This is a genomic window from Streptomyces ardesiacus, assembly GCF_003112575.1.
GTDB lineage: Bacteria > Actinomycetota > Actinomycetes > Streptomycetales > Streptomycetaceae > Streptomyces > Streptomyces ardesiacus.
Map to the genome: position 1 here is coordinate 1,078,352 of NZ_BEWC01000001.1, position 14,318 is coordinate 1,092,669.

13 protein-coding genes and 1 pseudogene are annotated in these 14,318 nt (G+C 75.0%); 12 read left to right on the forward strand and 2 right to left on the reverse strand.

Features of this window, described 5'->3' with window-relative positions:
* The first annotated feature begins 14 nt into the window (after window positions 1-14).
* The 10 genes and pseudogenes from bdeA (at window position 15) to Sdi02f_RS04645 (ending at window position 11,390) form a co-directional block, all read left to right on the forward strand.
* Window positions 15-935, forward strand: coding sequence for a bis(hydroxyethyl) terephthalate hydrolase (gene bdeA / locus Sdi02f_RS04605; protein ID WP_031084873.1), 921 nt, complete (start codon window positions 15-17; stop codon window positions 933-935).
* A gap of 244 nt (window positions 936-1,179) precedes the next feature.
* On the forward strand, window positions 1,180-3,909 hold the full coding sequence (locus tag Sdi02f_RS04610) for a helix-turn-helix transcriptional regulator (RefSeq protein ID WP_108932721.1): 2,730 nt from the start codon (window positions 1,180-1,182) through the stop codon (window positions 3,907-3,909).
* A gap of 120 nt (window positions 3,910-4,029) precedes the next feature.
* The gene (locus Sdi02f_RS04615) at window positions 4,030-5,313 is read left to right on the forward strand and encodes a PucR family transcriptional regulator (protein WP_108932722.1); all 1,284 of its coding nucleotides are present in this window, start codon (window positions 4,030-4,032) and stop codon (window positions 5,311-5,313) included.
* 197 nt (window positions 5,314-5,510) lie between these two features.
* Window positions 5,511-6,302 (forward strand): ABC transporter ATP-binding protein, encoded by a 792-nt coding sequence (locus Sdi02f_RS04620; protein WP_108932723.1) that lies wholly within the window; start codon window positions 5,511-5,513, stop codon window positions 6,300-6,302.
* A gap of 44 nt (window positions 6,303-6,346) precedes the next feature.
* Window positions 6,347-6,841: pseudogene (locus Sdi02f_RS36955) on the forward strand (ABC transporter ATP-binding protein); the annotation flags it as partial.
* Between the two features lie 117 nt (window positions 6,842-6,958).
* A complete protein-coding gene (locus tag Sdi02f_RS36960; protein ID WP_435799244.1) occupies window positions 6,959-7,093 on the forward strand; it encodes an ABC transporter ATP-binding protein C-terminal domain-containing protein in 135 nt (44 codons plus the stop codon).
* Complete coding sequence (locus Sdi02f_RS04630; RefSeq protein ID WP_030402953.1) at window positions 7,090-7,989, forward strand: branched-chain amino acid ABC transporter permease; 900 nt, start codon at window positions 7,090-7,092, stop codon at window positions 7,987-7,989. The genes Sdi02f_RS36960 and Sdi02f_RS04630 overlap by 4 nt, the downstream gene beginning before the upstream one ends.
* Complete coding sequence (locus Sdi02f_RS04635) at window positions 7,982-9,136, forward strand: branched-chain amino acid ABC transporter permease (protein WP_108932724.1); 1,155 nt, start codon at window positions 7,982-7,984, stop codon at window positions 9,134-9,136. The genes Sdi02f_RS04630 and Sdi02f_RS04635 overlap by 8 nt, the downstream gene beginning before the upstream one ends.
* Window positions 9,133-10,425 carry an ABC transporter substrate-binding protein gene (locus Sdi02f_RS04640; RefSeq protein WP_030402955.1) on the forward strand — a complete coding sequence of 431 codons (1,293 nt, stop codon included), beginning with the start codon at window positions 9,133-9,135 and terminating at the stop codon, window positions 10,423-10,425. The genes Sdi02f_RS04635 and Sdi02f_RS04640 overlap by 4 nt, the downstream gene beginning before the upstream one ends.
* 146 nt (window positions 10,426-10,571) lie before the next feature.
* Window positions 10,572-11,390: an SAM-dependent methyltransferase gene (locus Sdi02f_RS04645; RefSeq protein WP_030402956.1), complete on the forward strand. Its 819-nt coding sequence runs from the start codon at window positions 10,572-10,574 to the stop codon at window positions 11,388-11,390.
* Window positions 11,391-11,478: 88 nt separating this feature from the next.
* Here Sdi02f_RS04645 and Sdi02f_RS04650 read toward each other — a convergent pair whose 3' ends face one another.
* Entirely contained in the window at window positions 11,479-12,402 is a 924-nt protein-coding gene (locus tag Sdi02f_RS04650) for a helix-turn-helix domain-containing protein (protein ID WP_030402957.1), read from the reverse strand.
* A 173-nt stretch (window positions 12,403-12,575) separates the two neighbouring features.
* The gene (locus Sdi02f_RS04655; protein WP_030402958.1) at window positions 12,576-12,803 is read right to left on the reverse strand and encodes a DUF397 domain-containing protein; all 228 of its coding nucleotides are present in this window, start codon (window positions 12,801-12,803) and stop codon (window positions 12,576-12,578) included.
* 273 nt (window positions 12,804-13,076) lie between these two features.
* On the opposite strand from Sdi02f_RS04655, the gene Sdi02f_RS04660 reads away from it, so the two are divergent.
* Together Sdi02f_RS04660 and Sdi02f_RS04665 are read left to right on the forward strand one after the other, a co-directional pair.
* Window positions 13,077-13,562: an ATP-binding protein gene (locus tag Sdi02f_RS04660; protein WP_368668274.1), complete on the forward strand. Its 486-nt coding sequence runs from the start codon at window positions 13,077-13,079 to the stop codon at window positions 13,560-13,562.
* A 29-nt stretch (window positions 13,563-13,591) separates the two neighbouring features.
* The gene (locus Sdi02f_RS04665) at window positions 13,592-14,140 is read left to right on the forward strand and encodes a hypothetical protein (RefSeq protein ID WP_030402960.1); all 549 of its coding nucleotides are present in this window, start codon (window positions 13,592-13,594) and stop codon (window positions 14,138-14,140) included.
* Window positions 14,141-14,318 lie beyond the last annotated feature (178 nt).

The window sequence follows — 14,318 nt, forward strand, 5'->3', positions numbered from 1 at the left end:
GAGGACGACCCCTCGTGCAGAACCCCCACACCCCCGCCGCCCCACGCCCCGCCTCCAGGGGCGCCCGGCGGCGCCTCGCCGGCATGACGGCCGCCGTGGCCGCGGTCGTCGCGTTCACCACCCTCACCGGCCCGGGCGCCCAGGCCGCCGACAACCCCTACGAGCGCGGTCCGGCGCCGACCGAGGCCTCGATCGAGGCGCTGCGCGGCCCCTACTCCGTGGCCGACACCAGCGTTTCCCGGCTCGGCGTGAGCGGGTTCGGCGGCGGCACCATCTACTACCCGACCAGCACGAGCGAGGGCACCTTCGGCGCCGTCGTGGTCGCGCCCGGGTTCACCGCCTACCAGTCCTCCATGGCCTGGCTCGGTCCGCGCCTGGCCTCCCAGGGCTTCGTCGTGTTCACCATCGACACCAACACCACCCTGGACCAGCCCGACTCGCGCGGCCGGCAGCTGCTGGCCGCGCTGGACTACCTCACCGAACGCAGCTCCGTCCGCGGCCGGATCGACAGCAGCAGGCTCGGCGTCATGGGCCACTCCATGGGCGGGGGCGGCACCCTGGAGGCCGCCAAGTCCCGGCCCTCGCTCCAGGCGGCGATCCCCCTCACGCCCTGGAACCTGGACAAGACCTGGCCGGAGGTCAGCACCCCGACGCTGATCGTGGGGGCCGACGGCGACACCGTCGCCCCGGTGCTCACCCACGCCGAACCGTTCTACTCCAGCCTGCCGTCGAGCACCGACCGCGCCTATCTGGAGCTGAACAACGCGACCCACTTCTCGCCCAACACGTCGAACACGACGATCGCGAAGTACAGCATCTCCTGGCTCAAGCGGTTCATCGACAACGACACCCGCTACGAGCAGTTCCTGTGCCCGCTGCCCCGGCCGAGCCTGACCATCGAGGAGTACCGGGGCAACTGCCCGCACGGCTCCTGAGCCTCCCCTCGATCCACACGCCCCACACGCCTCGTGGGCACCGGCCGGCGGCGGCCGCGGACACCTCACGGCCGCCGCCGGTCCGCTGTGCGGCCGCACGGCCCCGGCGGGATCCGCCTGGGCGGCGGCACAGGCCGCGGACCGGGCCCACGGCCCACCACCGCAGGTGGCGGCGCCGAACCACGGCGCGGTCGGCCGGACGGACGCCTTCCACCCGGGGTTACGCGCGCGTAACCTCCCCGGGATGACCGGAGAGACGACCGTACCCACGGCCGTGCGGATCCACGGCCGCGGCGCGCAACGCAAGGCGCTGAGCGCCCTGTTGGACGGGCTGCCGGCCCACGGCGGCCGGCTCCTGCTGGCCGGCGAACCCGGACTGGGCCGCACCACGCTGCTCCAGTGGGCCGCCCGCTCCTTCCGGCAGGGGCCCGTGCTCCACCTGCGTCCGGAACCGGCACCGGAGGCGCCCGGTACCGCCCGGCGCCTGCTCGACACCCTGCGGTCCACGGCCGGCGGGGCACCCCTGCTCGTGTGCGTGGACGACGCGCACCGGTGGGACGCCCCGGCCCGGAACGCGCTCGGCCGCGCGGTGGAACGCCTGAGCGGCCCCGGACGGGCCGGGCTGCTCCTCACCGCCGCCTCGGACCGCGCCCTCGCCCCGGACCTCGCCCGCCTGCCCGTCGTCCGCCTGGACCCGCTGTCACCGGCACGGGCCGCCGCCCTGCTGGACGACCTGACCGACGGCGCCGCCGCCCCGGCCGTCCGCGAGTGGCTCCTGGCCGAGGCGGAGGGCAACCCGGCCCTCCTCGTCGCCCTCCTGCGCAGGCTGTCACCGGCCGAACTGCGCGGACACCGGCCCCTGCCCGGCCCGCCGGCGGACCCGGCGGCCCTCGTCGAGGCGGCGGGCGGCGTGCCGGCCTGCCCGTCCGCGCATGCCCGGGACCTGCTGCTGACGGTGGCGGCTGCCGTACGGGCCTCGGACGGGCCGGACGTCGACGCCGGCGCGGTCCGTGACGCGCTCGGGCGCCTGCGCCCGGCACGGGAGGCCGGTGCCCGGCTCGAACCGCTGCCCGCCCAGCTCGCCCCGTCCGGTGACCGGCTCCGCTTCCGCAGTCCGCTGGTCGGCCGCACGGTGTACGCCACCGCCGCGCCGGACCGACGCCGCGCCGTGCACGCGGCGTTGGCCGACGTGCTGGAGAGCGGCGGCGACCGGCTCCCGGGGCTGCTGCACCGCTCCTGGGCCCGCGGCGGTCCGGCGCCCGCCCCGGCACACGCGGACCGGCTCGCGGCGGCGGCCGCCGACGGCACCGTGCCCGCCTCGTACCGGCTGCGCGCGACGGCGTACGCCCGCGCCGCCGAGCTGACGGCCGACGGAGCGCGGCGGGCGGAGCGGTACACCGCCGCGGCCGAACAGGCCCTGCACGCGGGGCGCCCCGACCAGGCCCGCCCGCTGCTCGACGCGGCCCGCGACCGCGCCGCACCCGCCGCCGCACGGGGCCGGGCGGAGCTGGTGCGCGGCCTCGTGGAACTCGGGGACGGACCGGTCGGCGACGCCCACCAGTCCCTGCTGCTGGCCGCCTCCCTGCTCGCCGCGGACGCGCCCGCCGACGCCGCGAGCGCCGCCCTGGCCGCCGCCGGCGCGGCCTGGGCGGCGGGCGACCTGCCCGGCTGCCTGGCCACACTCGCCCCCGGACCGGCCCACCGCGCCGCCGAGGCGCCCGGCGTGCGCGACCACCGCGCCGGCATGCGGGCGCTCCTCGAAGGGCGGCTCGACCGGGCGGGGGCGCCGCTCGCGCACGTGGTGCGGCGGGGCAGGACCGAGGACCGGCCCGAGCCGCTGCTGCGGTCGGCGGCGGCCGCGCTGCTGCTCGGGGACGTGGACGCGGCCCGCCGCGCCGGCGCCCGCGCCCTGGCCGCCACCCGGCAGCTCGGGTCCGACGCGCTGGAACCGCAGGCACTGGAGTACCTCGCCTACGCCGAACTGCGCGCCGGCCGGCACCCGCAGGCCCGCGCCCACGCGGAGGAGGGGCTGCGCACCGCACTGCGGGCCGGGCAGCGCAACAGGGCGGCGCACCACCGGGCCGTACTGGCCCTCGCGGCGTCGATCGAGGAGGAACCCGACGTCGTCGCCGGGCACGTCGCGGCGGCCCTGGACACGGCCCGGCGGCACGGGCTCGCCCAGGCGGCCACCCTCGCCCAGTGGGCGGCGGCCCGCACCGACCTCGGGCGCGGACGCCCCTTCGACGCCGCCGACCGGCTCGGACTCCTCGTCCTGCCGGGCCCGGGGCGGGGCCACTTCGCCGTCTGGCGGCTGGCCGTGCCCTGCTTCGTGGAGGCCGCGGTCCTCGCCGGACGCCAGGACGACGCCCGTGCGGTCCTCACGGACTTCGCGGGCTGGGCGGCGTTCGGCGCCGACCCCCAGGCCGCCGCCCAACTCTCCCGCTGCCACGCGCTCCTCGCCCCGCCGGACCGCGCCGACGGCCTCTACCGGCGCGCGCTCGCCCAGCACGACGAGACGGGCGGCGACTTCGAACGGGCCCGCACCGCGCTGCTGTACGGCAAGTGGCTGCGCCGGCGCCGCAGACCGCGCGAGGCCCGCGGCCGCCTCGGCGCCGCGCTGGCCGGCTTCGAGCGCTGCGGCGCCGGCGTCTGGGCCGCGCAGGCACACGACGAACTGCGCGCCCTCGGGGCGGCTCCGCAGGCAAGCGGTGCCGCGGCACCGGCCCGCCTCGGCCGCCTGACCCCGCAGCAACTGCGCATCGCGCGGCACGTCGCCGAGGGCGCCACCAACCGGGAGGTCGCGCTGACCCTCGCGGTGAGCACCCGCACCGTCGACTACCACCTGCGCAAGGTGTTCGCCGCCCTCGGGGTCCGTTCCCGCCTGGAGCTGGCCCGGGTGATCGGGCAGGCGGAGCGGGGCCAGGAGACCCGCCGGACGGCCGGTCAGCAGGAAAAGACCGGTGCACAACCCTAGGGACCGACCGGACGGTATGCCATCCTTCGGGGCAGGACGAGTCAGGGGGCGGGCCCGGCGCGGCGGGACGGCCCGTCGCGCGGCGGAGCCTTTGCGAGCCCTGCCCCGGGAAGGACCGCGATGCAGCACGCCGTACGGTCACGAGCAGCGATCCGCACCGGGCTGACGCCCGTTCCACGCCCGCGGACACCCGGCGTCACGTCGTTGATCGACGCCGACGCCCTGCGTGTTTTGCACCGGGCCGCCCGCGGCCTGCTGGACGACCTGCCGGACCTGACCGACCGCCTGATGGTCCTGCTGCAGGAGCAGGAGCCCGCCTACCGGGCCGCCGTCGCCCAGGACCCCACCGCCACCTGGCAGGAGGCCCACCGCTCCCTGCGGCACAGCGTGACCTCACTGCTCGACCCGCGCGGCACCCGCGACGCGGCCCGCCGCTGCTCCTGGCGGATCGGCGCCGCCCGCGCCGAGCAGGGACTCCCGCTGGACGCCCTGCTGCACGCCTTCCGCCTGGGCGGCTCGCTGGTGTGGCAGCGGCTGATCGAGGAGACCTCCAGGGCCGCCCCCGAAGACGTGCGGCTCCTCGTGCACGTGGCCGCCGACGTGTGGAACTTCGTCGACGAGCACTGCACCCTCGTCGCGGACGCCTACCGGCAGACCGAGTGGAGGATCGGCCGGCGCCGCGAGAACCGCGCCCGGCTGCTGGCGGCCGGTCTGCTCGACGGCACCGGCCGCATCGCCGACCTGCCCGAGGCCGCCCGCGTCCTGGACCTGCCGGAACAGGGCCGGTACGTCGTCGTCGCCGTCACCGGCGTCCCCCCGGGCCGGTCCGACGCCGCCCGCGCCGCCGCCGTACCGCCCGGCTCCCGCGTCCACTGGCACGCCGGTCCCGGGACGGACTACGGCATCGTCCTCGTCGGCGCCCCCGAAGCACCCACGGACCCGGGGCCGACCGGCGCGCAGCCCCACGCCCCCGTTCCGGGCCTGCGGATCGGCGTCGGCATCCCGGTCGACGGACTCGCCTGCGTCGGCGACGCGCGCAGGCTCGCGGACACGGCGCTGGAGATCTGCCCCGCGTCCGGCGGCGCGGTGCGCCTGGCCGACCAGCTCCCCGCCGCCCTGGTCGTCTCCAGCCCCGAGCTGGGGAGCACCCTCGCCGAGAGCGTGCTCGGCCCCCTGCTCCGCCTCGAACCCGCCGACCGCGAGGTGCTGCTGGACACCCTCACCACGTGGCTGGAGTGCGACGGTTCGGCCCAGCGCGCCGGTGAGCGCCTCTACTGCCACCGCAACACGGTCCTCAACCGCCTCCGCCGCTGCGAACAGCTCACCGGCCGCTCCCTGGCCCGTCCGGCCGACGTCGTCGAGTTCAGCCTGGCCCTCACCGCCCGCCGGGTCCTGCCGGACTGAGACACGGGGCGGGGACGGCCGCCGGCGAGCGCCCCCGCCCCGCCCGCCTGGGCATCCGCACAGACTCGCCCGCCCCGGACTGGGACCCCGCAGCGATCCCGCCCGGTCCCCCTGTACCGCCCCCCGCGCCCGTGCTGTCGTGAGCTCTCCCCGACCACCGTCACCGTGCCCTCCCGGCCCGGTTCCAAGGAGCCGCGATGCCCGCAGCACCATCGGACGGCGCGCCCGCGCTGCACGTCGAGAGCCTCGACGTGACGTACGGGCGCGCTCTGTCCGCCCTCCGCTCCGTGTCCCTGACCGTCCCGCCCGGTGCCGTCGTCGCCCTGCTCGGTGCCAACGGCGCCGGCAAGACCACCCTGCTGCGGGCCGTCTCGGGCACCCTGCGCCTGCACCGCGGTGCCGTCACGGCCGGCCGCGTCCGCTACGGCGACACGGTGCTCGACGGCCGCGACCCGGTGGCCGCCGTACGCGCCGGGGTCGTCCAAGTTCCCGAGGGCAGGCGGGTGTTCGCCGGACTCACCGTCGACGAAAATCTGCGGGCCGGGGGACTCGGCCTCAACCGGCGGGCCCCGGACCAGGTCCGCGAGGCCCGGGAGCGGGTCTTCACCCTCTTCCCGAGGCTCGCCGAGCGCACCCGACAGGCCGCCGGCCTGCTGTCCGGCGGCGAGCAGCAGATGCTCGCCATCGGCCGCGCCCTGATGGCCGCCCCCCGCCTGCTCCTCCTCGACGAGCCCTCCCTCGGACTCGCCCCGATGATGGTCGACCGCATCGCCGGGGTCGTGCGCGAGATCAACGCCCAGGGCACCGCCGTCCTCCTCGTCGAGCAGAACGCCGGGATGGCCCTGTCGCTCGCCGCGCACGCATACGTCCTGGAGGTCGGCGAGATCGGACTGTCCGGCTCCGCCGCCGAACTCGCCCGCACGGACGCCGTGCGCCGCCTCTACCTGGGCGAGACCACCGACGCCGCCGACGGCAAGGGGGCCGCGTGACCGCCCCCGCCGCGCCGCCCGCGCTCGACGTGCGCGGCGTGACCGTGCGCTTCGCCGGTCTCCTCGCCCTCGACGACGTCTCCTTCACCGTCGCCCCCGGCACCGTGCACGCCGTCATCGGACCCAACGGCGCCGGCAAGTCCACCTGCTTCAACGTCCTGTCCGGGCTCTACCGTCCCACCGCCGGTTCCGTACGGCTCGGCGCCGCGGAACTGACCCGGCTCGCCCCGCACCGGATCGCCGCCCTCGGCGTCGCCCGCACCTTCCAGAACATCGTCACCACCCGGGGCACCGTCGCCGACAACCTGATGCTCGGCCGGCACGCCCTGTCCCGCGCCGGTTTCGCCGCGGGCGCCCTGCGCCTGCCGGGTGCCCGGCGCGAACAGCGCGCCCACCTCGCCAGGGCCCGCGAGATCGCCGAACTCACCGGCCTCGGTGCCCACTTCGACGCCCCCGTCGCGCTGCTGTCCTACGGCGACCGCAAACGTGTCGAACTCGCCCGCGCCCTGTGTCTGGAGCCCCGTGTCCTGCTGCTCGACGAACCCGTGGCCGGCATGAACGCGGCCGAACGCCTGCGCACGGCCGAGGTCGTCCGCGAGATCCGCGCCGAACTCGGCCTCTCCGTCGTGCTGGTGGAGCACGACATGGGCCTGGTCATGCGGCTCGCCGACGAGGTCACCGTCCTCGACTTCGGCCGGGCCGTGGCCCACGGCACCCCCGACGAGGTCCGGCGCGACCCCGAGGTGCTCCGCGCCTACCTCGGCACCGCCACGGGGGAGGACGCGGCATGACCGGCTTCCTCGACAGCCTGTTCAACGGCCTCGCCCTGGGCTCCGTGTACGCCCTGATCGCCCTCGGCTTCGTCACCGTCTTCAAGGCGTCCGGCGTCCTGAGCTTCACCCACGGCTCCCTGCTGCTGCTCGGCGGCTACCTCGTCGCCGTCCTCCACGACGACCTCGGCTTCGCCGGGGCGCTCGCCCTCGCGGTCCTGGTGACGGCGGCGGCGGCCGGGGTGCTGGACCGGCTCGTGCTGCAACGCGTCGGCGGGAGCGACCCGCACGCCGCGCACGTGCAGACCATCGTGACCATCGGCGTCGACATCGTCCTGGTCACCGACCTCGCCCGGCGCATCGGCGGTGACCTGCTGCCGCTCGGCGACCCCTGGGGCTCCGCCGTGAGCGACCTCGGACCGGTGACCGTGGCCGACAGCCGCGTCGCCGCGATCCTCGTGTCCGCCGCCGCCATCGGCGGCGCCTTCGCCCTCTTCCGGTTCACGCCCTGGGGCCTGGCGCTGCGCGCCGCCGCCGAGGACCGCGAGGCCGCCGCCCTCATGGGCGTACGGCTCACCCGCGTCCGCACCGCCGCCTGGTGCCTGGCCGGCGGCCTCGCCGCACTCGCCGCCGTCTTCCTGGTCGCCTTCCCGGCGCCCGGCCTCGAACGCACCACGGGGCAACTCGCCCTGAAGGCCTTCCCGGCCGCCATCCTCGGCGGCATGGCCTCCCCGGTCGGCGCCCTGGTCGGCAGCCTGCTGATCGGTCTCACCGAGGCCTTCGTCGCCGGCTACCAGACGGACCTGCACGTCCTCGGCGAGGGATTCGGCGACGTCGCGCCGTACGCCGTGATGGTGCTCGTCCTGCTGGTGCGCCCCGCCGGACTCTTCGCCGCGAAGGGAGCGGTCCGTGTCTGACCTGCGCTCCCTCCTCCTGCGGCGCGGCCCGCTCCTGGCGGCCGCCCTGCTCCTGTGTGCCCTGCCCTTCTACCTCGACGCCTTCTGGCTGCGCATCGGCCTGTTCTCCATGGCCGCCGCCATCGGTGCCGTCGGGCTCGGCCTGCTCAGCGGCACCGCCGGGCAGCTCTCCCTCGGGCACGCCTTCTTCCTCGCCGTGGGCGCCTACGGCTACGTGTGGCTGGCGGGCGAGCCGGGCCCCGGGCTGCCGCCCGCCGTGGCCCTCGTCCTCGCCGTTCTCCTGGCCGGTGCGGCGGGCGGGCTGTTCAGTCCCGTCGCCGGGCGCGTGAAGGGCATCTACCTGGGCGTGGCCACCCTCGCCCTGGTCTTCCTCGGCCACCACGTCCTGCTCACCGCGGACTCCGTCACCGGCGGCTTCAACGGCCGCTCGGTGCCGCCGCTGGAGCTGGGCGGCTTCGCCTTCGACGGGTCCGGTCCCGGACTCACCGTCCTGGGCGTGCCGTTCGGCGCCGAGGAGCGGCTCTGGTACCTGGGCCTTACCCTGTTCGCCGTCACCTGGTTCACGGCGCGCGGACTGCTGCGCGGACGGCCCGGACGGGCCCTGGTGGCGCTGCGGGACAGCGAGACGGCGGCCTCCGTGATGGGCGTGCACGTGGCCCGCTACCGCTCGGCCGCGTTCGTCGTCTCGTCGATGTACGCGGGCCTCGCCGGCGTCCTGCTCGCGCTCTCCTTCCGCCGCGTGGTCCCCGACTACTTCTCCCTCGCGCTCTCCGTCGACTACCTCGCCATGATCGTCATCGGGGGCCTCGGCTCGGTGGCCGGAGCCACCGCGGGGGCCGTCTTCGTCACCGCGCTGCCCCTGCTGATGACCCGCTACGCCGACCAACTGCCCCTGGTGGCGGCTCCGGGCTCCGGCGACGGCTCGATCGGCCCGACCGAGGCGTCCCGCTACCTCTACGGCGCGGCGATCGTGGCCGTCCTCCTCTTCGCCCCCGACGGCCTGCACGGACTGGCCCGCCGCGCGCGGGCCCGCCTGCGCCGCCGGGCGCCCGCCCCCGGAGCCCCCGGCGCCGGACCGGTGCCCTCCGCCGCCGCCTCACCCGTCACCACCGACACCACCGCACGAGCCAAGGAGCACACCCCGTGAACGTCACGCACCCCAGACCCCGCGCCGCCCGCACCCCCGCCCGGACCGCCGCCCTGGCCGCGGCACTGGCCGCCGTGCTGCTCGCGGGCACCGCCTGCAGCTCCAAGGCGGACGGCGGGAGCACCGGCGACGCCGCCGACGGCGTCAGGACCGGTCCCGGAGTCGGCGAGAAGACCATCAGACTCGGCGCGCTGACCGACCTCACCGGCCCCTACGCCACCCTCGGCAAGAGCATCGTGCAGGCCCAGCAGATGTGGGCCGACGAGACCAACGCCGCGGGCGGCATCTGCGGACGCCGGGTCGAGATCGTCGTCAAGGACCACGGCTACGACGTGCAGAAGGCCGTCACCGCCTACGCCGACATCGCGCCGGACGTCGTCGCCCTGCCCCAGGTCATCGGCTCGCCGGTGGTCTCCGCCCTGCTCGACGACATCGAGCGGGACCACATGCTGACCTTCCCGCAGGCCTGGGCGGCCTCCCTGCTCGGCCGGGACTCCGTCCAGGTACTCGGCACCACCTACGACATCGACATGATCGCCGCCGTCGACTTCCTGACCCGCACCAAGAAGCTCGCCAAGGGCGACACGATCGGCCACGTCTACTTCGAGGGCGACTACGGCGCCAACGCGCTGGAGGGCTCCGAATGGGCCGCCGAGCAGGCGGGGATGAAGATCGCCGGGCAGAAGATCAAGGCCACGGACACCGACCTGACGGCGCAGGTGGCCGCGCTGAGCAAGGCCGGGGCCAAGGCGATCCTGATCAGCGCGGGCCCCGCCCAGACGGCCTCCCTGGCCGGCGTGGCCGCCGCCCGTGGCCTGAAGGTGCCGATCGTCACCAGCGCCCCCGGCTACGCGCCCCAGCTGCTCAAGACGCCCGCCGCGGCGGCGCTGGAGGCCATGGTCCACGTGGTCAGCGCCGCCCCGGCGGTCAGCTCCGACCTGCCGGGGGTCAAGAAGATGGCCGCCTCCTACCAGAAGGCGTACCCGGGCGAGCCCGTCGACTCCGGCGTGCTCTCCGGGTACAACGCCGCCCAGTTGATCGGCACCGATCTGAAGAAGGCCTGCCAGGGCGGCAGCCTGGCACGGCAGGACGTGGTCAAGGCGCACCGCTCCCAGAAGGACGCGGACACCGGACTGGGCACCCCGCAGGACTTCACCTACGTGACCGCGCCGGCCAGCCGGTCCACCTATGTGCTCAAGCCCGACGCCAAGGCCCTCGGCGGCCTGGCCGGAGTGGAGGACGCCCACGAGCCGGCCGGAGTGGACGCGTACCTGGCCGGGCGCGGCTGAGAGGGGACGGTGGCCGCCAACTCCGCCGCAGCGCAACAGGGTTGGCGGCCATTCCTGCCGCCCTCTGGATTGGCTGACCACCGGGTCCCTAGGATGTACTGTCTGTCATGCCAGTCCAGTTGGCCCCGTACGGAGCTGGGGGAACGATGCAAGCCGACAAGCAGTTGTCCACGGAGATCGACGCCAACGTGCCAACGGCGGCACGTATGTACGACTTCTATCTGGGCGGCAAGGACAACTACGCGGCCGACCGGGAGGCCGTCGGCGAGCTGGACAAGGTCGTTCCCAGTACGCGCCGGCTGGCGCTGAACAACCGCCGCTTCCTCCAGCGGGTCGTCCGCGTCCTCGCCGAGGACTACGGCGTCCGCCAGTTCCTGGACCACGGCTCCGGTCTGCCCACCCAGGACAACGTGCACCAGGTCGCCCAGCGCGTGGCCCCCGAGTCCCGCGTCGTCTACGTCGACAACGACCCGATGGTGCTGGTCCACGGCCGGGCGCTGCTCGACCAGAACGACCAGACCGCCGTCATACACGCCGACATGCGTGCGACGGAGGAGATCTTCTCCCACCCGGAGACCCAGCGCCTGATCGACTTCTCACAGCCGGTCGCCGTGCTGTTCAACTCGGTGTTCCACTGCATCCCGGACAGCGACACGGACGGACCCAAGGCGGTCGTGCGCCGGGTGACCGAGCGGCTCGCGCCCGGCAGCTTCGCCGTGATGTGCCAGCTGGTCAGCGAGGACCCCGGGGTGCGCAAGTTCGTCACCGACTTCATGGACCAGGCGACCCAGGGCCACTGGGGCCGGGTGCGTGAGCCGAAGGACGTCGAGGACCTGTTCGAGGGCATGGAGATCCTTGACCCGGGTCTCGTGGAGGTCTCCACCTGGCGCCCGGACACGGAGGTGGCCCCGCGTCAGCTCACCGACGAGTGGATCGAGTTCGGCGGGCTGGGCCGCCTGCGCTGAGCCGCCCGGGCTCCGTACGGCCGACGGCAGTCAGGAAAGAGGGGGCCGCGCGCATCGCGTGCGGCCCCCTCTTTCCTGCGGCGGCTCGCTACCTGTCGGCGGCGTAACGCGTCGCCATCGTCTCGCGCAGCCGGTTCAGCGACTCGCGGGGAGTCAGCGCCTCGTCGGCCAGCCGGTCCAGCGCGACCCGGTACTCCTCGGTCTCGTCCCGGTCCTCGAGGAAGTTGGCGCTCCTGATGTGCTCCAGGTAGACCACGTCGGGCAGGTCGGCGCCGCCGAAACGCAGATAGGTGACCGGGATCGCGGGCGCCGACGCGTTCGTCACGTCCAGCGGCACGATCTGCAGCGTCACATGGGGCTTCTTCGCCATCTCGACGAGGTGCTCCAGCTGCTCCCGCATGATCTCGCGGCTGCCCAGCACCCGCAGCAGCACGGACTCGTCGATGATCGCCCACAGTTGCGGCGCGTCGGCGCGCTCCAGCAACTCCGTGCGGCGCTTGCGCAGTTCGACGCGGCGCCGGACCTCGCCCGGAGCGGCGTTCGGCAGGCCGCGCTGGACGACGGCCTCGGTGTAGGCCCCGGTCTGGAGCAGACCGGGGACGTACTGGATCTCGAAGGTGCGGATGGTCGACGCGGCCTCCTGGAGACCGACCAGGCGGTCGAACCACTCGGGCATCAGGCGCTTGTCGTAGCGCTGCCACCAACCCGGTTCGCCCGCGCGCCGCAACAGCTTGAGCAGCACCGAAGCCTCGTAGGCATCGGTGCCGTACCGGTCGAGGAGGGCGCGGACGTCGTTCTCCGCAGGGGGCTTGCGGCCCTTGCCCGACTCGATGCGCGAGAGCTTCGCGCCGCTGAACCCCACGTCGCGGGCGGCCTGGTCCTGGGAGAGGCCGGCGTCCTCGCGGAAGCCCGCCAGCTGCACGCCGACGAGCATCTTCAGCAGGGTCGGGGCGGGCTCGGCCCGGTCGAGATAGGGCTCGAGACGGGAGATGCGATGCGACGCGGCGGACATCCTGACTCCCAGCAGACCGGCAGACTTGAGGGAAAGACTATCTCATCCCGCCGGCGCCCGGTGCATCCGCCCGTAGAAATCGGGTAGTTGGGCTCCGTTTCGCCGTCGCCGCGGGCCGGGTGGGCGCGTCGCCCCGCCGTCACGTCCCGCTGTGGCCGACTCGCCGCCCGGCCCTACAGCAGGTGGTCGAACTCGCCGTCCTTCGCGCCGGCGAGGAAGGCGGCCACCTCCGCCGGCGTGTAGACGAGCGCGGGACCGTCCGGATAGCGGGAGTTGCGCATCGCGATGCCCCCGTCCACGAGGGCGACCTCGACGCAGTTGCCCTCGGCGTTGCTGTGCCGGCTCTTCTTCCAGCAGACGTCCAACAGACTGGCCTGCACTCCGTTGCGCACTGGTGGCACCGCGGTCTCCTTGCTGTTCGGGGGAGCGGACCGGGCCGTACCGGTCCCCGAGCGCCCCCATCCGACTTTTTTCGCGCAATTTCTCGTGCAATTGCACGCGAGCGCTCTCAGCGTGGATAATAGCCGTGGCGTCAACCCCCCGGTTGAGGCCCCGTCTTGACGTCGCATCAGGGAGATGCTGTGCCGTCACCTGCGCATCCAACGCTCCGGTCGCCCGGCGAACCCGTGTCGGAGGCAGGCGCGACGAGCCACCCGGGAGGCCTCCCGTACCCGTTGTGGGAAGCCGCCCGCCGGACCGACCTGCCGCTGCCCCCTCCGTACGCGGGGCGTCCCGTCCTCGGCGGTGGACCGGCCCCCGCCGTACTGCACGTCGCGTGCGACGGGGAGGGATTCGCCCGGGCCCGGGGCTTCACCCGGGACACACTGCGGGGGTGGTCGCTCGACCACTGCGGCGACGACGCGGTCCTCGTGGTCACCGAACTCGTCTCCAACGCCGTGAAGCACGCGGTGCCGTCCGCCCCGGCCGGAGCGCCGGAGGTCAGGCTCGGGCTCGCCCTGGGCCGGGCCCGGCTGACGCTGACCGTCTCCGACCCCGGGGACAACGCGCCCGTGTTCCAGCCGTCCGACGGCTGCGCACTCCGGGAGCACGGACGCGGCCTGGGCATCGTCGACGCCCTCGCGGAGGAGTGGGGCTGGGCCCCGCGTCCTCCGGCGGGCAAGACGGTCTGGGCCACGTTGTCGACCCGCACCCTGACCTGACACCGACTGCCGCGGAAGGGCCCCACACCATGCGCAGCGCTCCGACACCCGAGCCGAGCATCCAGCGCACCGACCGTCACCAGCAGCCGTCCGGCCCGCCCCGTACCACCGCCCTGCTGGCGGGCCTGGACGGGGTGCCCTGGAGCGACATCCAGGACTCCACCGGTTCGGCCGCGGCCATCCCCCGGCTGCTGCGCAAGGTCGCCCGGGGAGACGCCGAGACCGCCCGCGCCGCCCTGGGCGACCTGCGCAGGCGCATCTGCCAGTACGGCTTCGTCGTCGAACAGGCGACGGCCGCGACCGTCCCCTTCCTGTGGGAGCTGGCGCAGCGGCCCCAGGTGAGCTGCCGGGCGCAGATCATCCAGCTGCTCAAGAACATCGCCGACGCCCGGCAGTGGGAGACCACCGCCACCGCCTACCCCAAGCTGCTCAACCACCGTGAGAACCCGGTGGCCTGGGAGCGCGCGGCACGCCAGGCCGTCCGCGCCCGGCGGGACGGACTGGAGCGACTGCTGGCCGAGGACGACACCGAGATCACGCGCGCCACCACCGAACTCGCCCGCACCCTCGGGGACTGAGCCCGCACGCCGCCCGAAGACCGGGGAGACCGGGGCCCGCGCCCTCCACGGGGGAGAAGGCGCGGGTCCCCTTCCACGGTGCGGAACGGTGTGGCGCACTCCTGGCCGACGGGGTAGGAAGGCGCGGGAAGCAAGCGCTTTCCCTGCTGTCCCCACCCGGTCACTCAGGAGGACCACG